This is a genomic window from Polaromonas sp. (assembly GCF_031411155.1).
Classification (GTDB): Bacteria; Pseudomonadota; Gammaproteobacteria; order Burkholderiales; family Burkholderiaceae_C; genus Polaromonas.
The window spans coordinates 1-7,784 of sequence record NZ_JANOAL010000112.1; the positions used below are offsets into that span (position 1 = coordinate 1).

Below are 7,784 nucleotides of genomic sequence, written 5' to 3' on the forward strand. Positions count from 1 at the left end.
CACATCATTGCGCATGAACTCGGCGTGAACCTGCGCCAGACTTCGGGCCCGGTGCTGGAAAAGCCGAAAGACCTGGCGGCGCTGCTGACCAATCTGGAAAAAAACGATGTGCTGTTCATCGACGAGATTCACCGGCTGAGCCCGGTGGTCGAGGAGATTTTGTACCCCGCGCTGGAGGACTACCAGATCGACATCATGATTGGCGAGGGCCCGGCGGCGCGCAGCATCAAGCTGGATCTGCAGCCCTTCACGCTGGTGGGCGCCACCACGCGGGCCGGCATGCTGACCAACCCCTTGCGCGACCGTTTTGGCATCGTGGCGCGGCTGGAGTTTTACAGCGCCGAGGAGCTGGCGCGCATCGTCAAGCGCAGCGCCGGCTTGCTCAATGTGCCGATGGACGCCGAGGGCGGCTTCGAGATCGCCCGCCGCTCGCGCGGCACGCCGCGCATTGCCAACCGCTTGCTGCGCCGCGTGCGCGACTATGCCGATGTGAAAGGCAAGGGCGTCATCACGCTGGACATTGCCAACAAGGCGCTGGCCATGCTGGACGTCGATCCGCAAGGCTTTGACGTGATGGACCGCAAACTGCTCGAAGCCGTGATTCACCGCTTTGACGGCGGCCCGGTCGGGCTGGACAACATTGCCGCCAGCATTGGCGAGGAGCCGGGCACGATCGAGGATGTGATCGAGCCCTATTTGATTCAGCAGGGCTATTTGCAGCGCACGCCGCGCGGCCGCGTGGCCACGCTGGCGGCGTTCCGGCATCTGGGCGTCACGCCGCCGGCCAGCCGGCAGGATGGCGGCTCAGACCTGTTCCTGCCGTAGCGCGTCGCCGGCAACCGGCCGCGCGTAGCGCACGATCAGAATCTGCGCCAGGTAGTAAGTAGCCAGCACCCACAGCGCGGCCATCGGCAGCGGCTGCACAAAGCGGTCGAAGGCCAGTAGCGCGTCGCTGAGCATGAACACGCAGGCGCCTATCGCGACCCGGTTCGCCGCAGGTTCGCGCAACACGGTGGCGCGGCCCAGCGCCTGAGCCGCCATCAGGGCAATCGCCACGACGTACACCGCCACCGGCCCGCGCAAATCGGCGGGCAGGCCGCTGGCCCCCAAACCGGCATACAGCACACCGCCAATGCCCAGCGTGGCGGCCAGCGCGCGGCGGCTCGGCAGCCAGCCCACGCCCTGCTTGAACAGGGCGATGTAAGCCAGGTGCGCCAGCAGAAAAGCCAGCAGGCCGGGGATGAAATAGCCGTCCAGCATCAGCAACACGTCGCCCGCCAGCGAAGCCGCCAGCGCCAGCATCAATAATGTATAAAAACGGCCGCCAGCCCTTGATTTATGCGCGTATCCAGCTACCAAAATAATAGCAAGCAGCATCGCCAGCGGCTTGAAAACCTGGTGCCAGGCCGGCAGATCGAGCGCGCCAGTGGCGCTGGCCAGCGCGGCGGCCTCGACCAGCAACACTTCCAGCCAGGTCAGCCGCCCCTGCAGCACCGCGCCCACCGCCCAGAAACCGGCGGCCAGCGCCGCCAGCCAGACCGCCAGCTGCGCCAACGGCAACTCCTCGGAAAACCACAAAAAGGCCGACACGCCCTGCAGCAGGGCGACAAACTGCAGGCTGCCAAACCACAGCACGGCGCGGCTCACGCGGGGCGCAAAGGTCTGGACCTGGCGGATGTCAAACGCCGGCTGCGGAAACCGCGCCGCCACGTCGGCCGGCCGCCAGCCCGGCGGCTTGAACCAGACCCGCAGCTTGTCGGCCCAGCTTTGGGCGTGCCACGAGTCCTTGGCCAGCGACCAGTAGACCTCGGCGTTGGCCCACAGCGGGTCCCAGCTGCCCAGCGGGCTGCGCGTGCCGTAGACGCAGGGCGCCTCTTCTTCCTTGAAGCTGCCAAACACCCGGTCCCACAGAATCAGCACGCCACCGTAGTTTTTGTCGAGGTATTCGTCGTTGACGGCGTGGTGCACGCGGTGGTTGGACGGCGAGCAGAACCAGCGGTCAAACCAGCCGAGCTTGCCGATCTGCTCGGTGTGCACCCAGAACTGGTACAGCAGATCAACCAGCGCGACGATGCCAAACAGCAGCGGCGGCACGCCGGCCAGCGCCAGCGGCAGGTAAAAAATCCAGGCCAGCAGCGGGCCCGAGCTGGTTTGCCGCAGCGCGGTCGACAGGTTGTAGCGCTGGCTCTGGTGGTGCACCACATGCGCGGCCCACAGCACGGCCGACTCATGGCCCAGCCGGTGCAGCCAGTAGTAGCAAAAATCATAAAAAACCAGCGCCAGCAGCCAGCCGTACCAGCTGTTCCAGAAGGCCTCGGCCCGCGTAGCCGGCACCAGCGAGATGGAGGACTGGACCGCGCTGTAAATGCCGATGATCAGCAGCGGCATCAGCACCGCGCTGATCTGGCTCAGCGCGCCCAGGCTGATGCTGTTGATGGCGTCGTCGAGCTGGTAGCTGTTGCGGCCCGTGCCCCGACGCGCGCGCAGCCAGCCCCAGGCAAACTCGATGGCGATCAGCAAAAAGAAGACTGGCGTGGCCAGAACGATGATTTTCCCCATCGTCCGATTTTCAGGCCTGTCAGGTCAGCGCGCCTCTGGCATCTACCCTGACGATCTGCTCGACCACGCCCTGCCGCAGGCCGCCGCGCACGCCAATCATGACGCCGTGCAGGTTGACGGTGGGGTCGCAGTGGCCGGGAATCAGCCAGACGGTATCGCCCAGTTCCGGCAGCGCATCCCCGGTCAAAATGCCATGCTCGTCGCCGCCGTTGCCATAGCTGAGCGCCAGCCCATGCACCGCGGGCAGGCCGGAATCAATCGCGTGGCTTTTGTGGCCGGCGTCGACCACCGCATGGCTGGCGCAGCGGCTGATGACCTGGCTTTTGACGAACAGCGCGTGCTCGAAACGCGGTTGCGCCGGGTCGGGCTCGTTGCTGGCGTAGTCGCGGTCCATGAACAGGTAGGAGCCGGCCTGCAGCTCGCCATAGACGCCGCTGGCGGCTTCGAGCAAAAACGTGCCGCTGCCTGCGCCCGTGACCAGCGGCACCGCATGGCCTGCCGCCTGCAACGCGGCCACGGTACGGCGCACGTCCTGCCCCACCTGCTCAATCGCCGCGCGCCGCTCGGCCAGCGTGCGAAAATGCTGGGCCCGGCCGTGGTAGGCCTGCAGGCCGGCAAACTGCAGTGGCGCATGCCGCGCAATGGCCTGCACCAGCGGCACCGCGGCAGCACCGGGCGGCAGGCCACAGCGGCCCTGGCCGACATCAATCTCCACCAGCACATCGATCAGCCCGGGCGCCATGCCAGAGAAGGCGGCGGCCAGCCGCTGCACGCCTTGCAGACTGTCCACCGCGATGGCCAGCCGGCCGCCCAGCGCCGCCAGCTGTTGCGCCAGCGCCGCCACGCGTGCCAGTTTGGCGGGGTCTATGACTTCATTGCTGATGTAGATGTTGTGCACGCCGCCGGCCGCCAGCGCCTCGGCCTCGGCGGTTTTCTGCACGCAGACACCGACCGCGCCCGCCGCGATCTGCAGTTTGGCCAGGACGGCGCTCTTGTGCATCTTGGCGTGCGGCCGCAGCCGCATGCCGTGCTGTTTGGCAAAGGCTGCCATCGCGGTCAGGTTGCGCTCCATCGCGTCCAGGTCGATCACCAGCGCCGGCGTGTCGATCGCGTCGACAGGCTGGCCGACCAGCGCCGTGGGCAGGTTTTTCATCAGGCACTGGCCTCGTCGAGCACATCATCGTCCAGGTGCGCCGTGTCGGCCCAGCCCACCAGCGAAAAGCCATCGGGGCTCCAGAGCAGGCGGTTGATGGCGGCATTGCCCAGCTCCCAGGTACGCGGTGCCTGCAAATCGAGCCGGGTGGCGGCGCGGTACAGCACGTCCATCACGCCGCCGTGGCTGACCAGGGCAATCAACTCGCCCGGGTGTAGGGCCGCCAGCCGCCCGGCGGTGCCGACCACGCGCTCGCGCAACTGCAGCAGCGATTCGCCGCCGGGCGGCGCAAAGGCCGGCTCGCGCTTGCGCCAGCGCTGCGCCTGTTCAGGATGGAGGGCTTCAATGTCGGCAAAGGTCTTGCCCTGAAACTCGCCAAAGCTGCGCTCACGCAGGCCTTCATCGGTGGTCACGTCCACGTCCACGGCGCGGCTGACGTAGAGCGCGGTGTCATAGGCGCGCCACAGGTCGCTGGCGTAAATCGCCGTGATCGGTTGGCCCGCCAGCGCCAGCGCCAGCCGGTGCGCCTGCTGGCGGCCGGTGTCATTGAGCGGAATGTCGAGCTGGCCCTGGATGCGCGAGTCCACGTTCCAGGCAGTTACACCATGGCGGATGGCGATGATGCGGGTGGGCTCAACAGATGAGGCCCCCACGCTTGTCGCTTCGCGTACTACGCTGCCCCCCGAGGGGGCTAATTTTCCTAGGGGCGGCCCGTCGGAAAATTGAGCTTCTTCGTTAACGGCCCCGCTTTTCCGTTTCAGGTCTCGACGAGGGGCCATTTCGGGTGTGTCGCTCACCGCTGAATCTCTACATTGATGCGGCGCGTGCCTGCGGGCGGCTGCGGAAATCCGCGCAGCGCCGCGTCCAGCATGGCCGGCAGCACGGCTTCGGTGTCGCTCCACACGCCATCGTGCAGGGCGCGGGTTTCGTACACCACCTGCTGGGTGCGCAGGTCGCGCATCAAAATGTTCAGGTCGCGCCGGTACCAGGGCTGCATAAAGCCGGTGCGGCCAAACGGAAACGACAGCCCCAGGGACGCGCCCCGGCTGCCGCCGCCCAGAAATACGCCGGCCCCGCCAAAGCCATAGCCGTCGCTGTAACCGCCCTGGTAGGGCGCGCGCTCCAGCAACTGGATGCTGAGCTGCACCTGCACGCTGTAACGCGCGGCGCTCGGTTGCAGCTCCAGGCCGACCCTGGCCAGCGCGGCGCGCGCCTGCGCTTCGACCTGGTCCTGCTGCAGCTCGGGCGCCTGCTGCGAGGGCAGGCGTTCAAAGCGGTAGGGCGTGCCGGGGCCGGGCGGCGCGCCATTCCAGCGCGGGAAGGCCGTCACATCGCTGTCAACCAGCCGCATGCCGGAGCAGCCGGTCATCAACAACACCATGGCTGCTACTGAAAAGATAGCTGAAAGTGCACGTTTCATAAGGGCTCCAGTCGTATTTGACCCAGAAAAAGCTAGCTGGAGAGCAGTTTGATGACCGACTGGCCTGGCGGCACGGCCGGGCTGAACGGGTCCCTGAATTCCTCGGCGTCAAAGGCCTTGTCACCGTCGGCATCGGCCACGCCGGTGGTCTTGATGTTCTTGAAGTCGTGGCGCTGGCTGTCCATCAGGTGCGAAGGCACGATGTGCTGCAGGGCCGAGAACATGTTTTCGAGCCGGCCCGGGTGTTTTTTGTCCCACTCGCGCAGCAGGTTGCCGACCTGCTTGCGCTGCAGGTTTTCCTGGCTGCCGCACAGCGTGCAGGGAATGATCGGGAAATCCTGCACCTGGGCCCAGCGCGTCAGGTCTTTTTCGGTCACGTAGGCCATGGGCCGGATCACGATGTTCTTGCCGTCGTCGCTGACCAGCTTGGGCGGCATGCCCTTGAGCTTGGCGGCAAAAAACATGTTGAGGAAAAACGTCTGCAGCATGTCGTCGCGGTGATGGCCGAGCGCGATCTTGGTCGCGCCGAGCTCGCCCGCCACGCGGTACAAGATGCCGCGCCGCAGCCGCGAACACAGCGAGCACAGGGTCTTGCCCTCGGGAATCACGCGCTTGACGATGCTGTAGGTGTCCTGGTTTTCGATGTGAAACGGCACCCCGAGCTTGCCCAGGTACTCTGGCAGGATGTGCTCGGGAAAGCCGGGCTGTTTCTGGTCGAGGTTGACGGCGATCAGCTCGAAGCTGATGGGCGCGCGTTTTTGCAGTTTCAGCAGAATGTCGAGCATGGCGTAGCTGTCCTTGCCGCCCGAGACGCAGACCATCACCTTGTCGCCTTCTTCAATCATGTTGAAGTCCACAATGGCCCGGCCGACCTCGCGGCACAGGCGCTTTTCGAGCTTGTGGTCTTCGCGCTCGATCTTCAGGGTGTTTTGCACACGCGCTGAAGTTTCGATCTGTTCATCCATCCATTGAGCACTCATGGTTACCACTGTCCTGTCTCGACGCGAATGGCTACTTCGCAGTCGTCAAAAATTTCAAGTTTTGCAATCTTCACCCGCACCCCCAGCACGCCGGGCAGCAGCATCAGCCGGTGCGCGAGTTTGCCAATCAGGCTTTCCAGCAGGTTCGCATGTTCGGCGGTGCATTCGGTGATGATGATCTGGCGCACCTTGCGGTAGTCCAGTACATGGTTGATGTCATCGTCATGCGGCAGCAGCGGCTGCGTGCCCAGGCTCAGTTCGGCATCGACCTGGATCGGTTGCGGCGCGCTTCTTTCGTGGTCCAGAATGCCCAGGTTCGCGTCAAAGCGCAAACCGGTGAGCGTCAGGATCTGGGTGCCTAAGGTGTTGTACATGGGTTATTTTTTCAGCTTAAAGTGTTGGGGACAGGGCAAAATTACTTCGTAATTCCTGGTCTGTCCCGCAAAGTTACATGCAAGAAAAATCGCGCTCAAACTTCATCAGGTGCTGGCCGCCGTCCACCAGCAGCGTGGTGCCGGTCATCGACGCGTTTTCCAGCGCAAACTTCACCGCACTGGCCACGTCGGCCGGCGTGGAGGAGCGGCCCAGCGGCGACAACTGGTGCCGCGCCTCGAATTGCGCGTCGCTCAGCAGGTGGCTGCTCAGGGTCAGCCCCGGCGCCACGCCGACCACCCGCACCTGCGGCGCCAGCGCCAGCGCCAGCATGGTGCCGGCGGCTTCGAGTGCGGCTTTTGAGAGGGTGTAGCTGAAAAAATCCGGGTTCTGGTTCCACAGTTTCTGGTCCAGCAGGTTGACGACCGCACCCGTGGCCTGGCGCGAGGCGACATGCGCGTGCAGCGCCTGGGCCAGCAGGATGGCGGCGCCGGTATTGCTGTGCAGGTGCTTGTCCAGGCTGGCAAAGCCAAAGCTGGCGGCGCTGTCATACTCAAAGGTCGAGGCGTTGTTGACCACCGCATCGACCCGGCCAAAATGCGCCACCACGCGCGGCAGCAGGCCCCGGACCGCCGCCTCATCATCAAGATTGGCATCAAAGGCGGCTGCAGCCCCCGAAAGACGGGCGCAGTCAGCTACTGTTTTAATAGCATCGGATTCGGAGCTGCGGTAGTGCACCGCCACCTGCCAGCCGCCCGCGGCCAGCGCCAGCGCGATCTCGCGGCCCAGCCGCCTGGCGGCGCCGGTGACAAGAACAACGGGTGGGGGAGGAGCTGGGGGCATGGAATGTGGAGGGGGCAAGCCGGTATCACCGACAATGGGTGCCGGTGACTGACATGACGCAAAGTTCTATTTTAACGACCGGCCTGCCCACCCATATTGCCAGGGCCATTGATGCCGCCGGCGGCTGGCTTGGCTTTGATGCCTTCATGGCGCTGGCCCTGTACGCCCCCGGCCTGGGCTACTACGCCAACGACTCGCGCAAATTTGGCCTGATGCCGGCGGGCGTCAAGGAGGGTGGCAGCGACTTTGTGACCGCCCCCGAGCTGTCGCCGCGTTTTGGCCAGACCCTGGCGCGCCAGCTGGCGCAGGCGCTGGAAGCGACCGGTACCAGCGAGATCTGGGAGTTTGGCGCGGGTTCGGGCGCGCTGGCCCTGCAGATTCTGGATGCCATCGGGCCGCAACTCGAGCGCTACACCATCGTGGACCTGTCGGGCAGCCTGGTGGCGCGCCAGCGCGA

At 65.4% G+C, this 7,784-nt stretch carries 9 protein-coding genes; 2 read left to right on the forward strand and 7 right to left on the reverse strand.

Annotated features, from left to right (window positions below; translation table 11 throughout):
• On the forward strand, nt 1–825 hold an 825-nt coding region (gene ruvB / locus RMO23_RS07725), incomplete at its 5' end, for a Holliday junction branch migration DNA helicase RuvB (RefSeq protein ID WP_309680136.1).
• On the opposite strand, the gene RMO23_RS07730 is transcribed toward ruvB, so the two are convergent.
• The 7 genes from RMO23_RS07730 to RMO23_RS07760 all read right to left on the reverse strand — a co-directional run bounded on the left by RMO23_RS07730 (nt 805) and on the right by RMO23_RS07760 (nt 7,327).
• Complete coding sequence (locus RMO23_RS07730) at nt 805–2,559, reverse strand: lysoplasmalogenase family protein (protein WP_309680138.1); 1,755 nt, start codon at nt 2,557–2,559, stop codon at nt 805–807. The two genes, ruvB and RMO23_RS07730, sit on opposite strands and share 21 nt — an antisense overlap.
• 19 nt (nt 2,560–2,578) lie before the next feature.
• On the reverse strand, nt 2,579–3,712 hold the full coding sequence (locus RMO23_RS07735; protein WP_309680140.1) for a DSD1 family PLP-dependent enzyme: 1,134 nt from the start codon (nt 3,710–3,712) through the stop codon (nt 2,579–2,581).
• A complete protein-coding gene (locus tag RMO23_RS07740) occupies nt 3,712–4,365 on the reverse strand; it encodes a histidine phosphatase family protein (RefSeq protein WP_309680142.1) in 654 nt (217 codons plus the stop codon). Before RMO23_RS07740 ends, RMO23_RS07735 begins: the two co-directional genes overlap by 1 nt.
• A 140-nt stretch (nt 4,366–4,505) precedes the next feature.
• Nucleotides 4,506–5,132 (reverse strand): DUF4136 domain-containing protein, encoded by a 627-nt coding sequence (locus tag RMO23_RS07745; protein WP_309680144.1) that lies wholly within the window; start codon nt 5,130–5,132, stop codon nt 4,506–4,508.
• Nucleotides 5,133–5,164: 32 nt separating this feature from the next.
• A complete protein-coding gene (gene ttcA / locus RMO23_RS07750; protein ID WP_309680145.1) occupies nt 5,165–6,112 on the reverse strand; it encodes a tRNA 2-thiocytidine(32) synthetase TtcA in 948 nt (315 codons plus the stop codon).
• 2 nt (nt 6,113–6,114) lie between these two features.
• Complete coding sequence (locus tag RMO23_RS07755; RefSeq protein ID WP_309680147.1) at nt 6,115–6,486, reverse strand: dihydroneopterin aldolase; 372 nt, start codon at nt 6,484–6,486, stop codon at nt 6,115–6,117.
• Nucleotides 6,487–6,559: 73 nt separating this feature from the next.
• Nucleotides 6,560–7,327, reverse strand: coding sequence for an SDR family oxidoreductase (locus RMO23_RS07760; RefSeq protein ID WP_309680149.1), 768 nt, complete (start codon nt 7,325–7,327; stop codon nt 6,560–6,562).
• Nucleotides 7,328–7,380: 53 nt separating this feature from the next.
• Here RMO23_RS07760 and RMO23_RS07765 point away from each other — a divergent pair.
• Nucleotides 7,381–7,784: SAM-dependent methyltransferase (locus tag RMO23_RS07765; protein ID WP_309680151.1), on the forward strand; the 404-nt coding region annotated here is incomplete at its 3' end.